General features: G+C 60.3%; 1 protein-coding gene. It reads right to left on the bottom strand.

Annotation, left to right across the window (positions count from 1 at the left end; genetic code table 11):
- Positions 1–182, bottom strand: a 182-nt coding sequence (locus R0J88_RS21965; RefSeq protein ID WP_410901173.1) for an aldehyde dehydrogenase family protein, incomplete at its 3' end; no start/stop codon positions are given.
- Positions 183–252 lie beyond the last annotated feature (70 nt).

Here is a 252-nt window from a genome sequence, read left to right on the forward strand (position 1 = left end):
GAGTGATGCGCCGCCTCGATGGCGCGTTCGGTCTCGGCGTAACCCAGCCGAGGCACGCGGCCGATGATCTCGCCGGTGGCAGGATTGTCGACCTCGATCTGCTCGCCGGAATCCGCGGCTACCCAGCCACCGTCGATATAGGCACATGGACGAAACAGACTGGTATCGTTGAGATGTTCCATGAAGACTCCCGAGGCGTGCTTGTGGGTCAAGGCAGTGATTCCCGGCTAACCGAGACTACTCAAGACTAAC

It is taken from the genome of Pseudoalteromonas sp. SIMBA_162, assembly GCF_046535955.1.
Classification (GTDB): domain Bacteria; phylum Pseudomonadota; class Gammaproteobacteria; order Enterobacterales; family Alteromonadaceae; genus Pseudoalteromonas; species Pseudoalteromonas marina.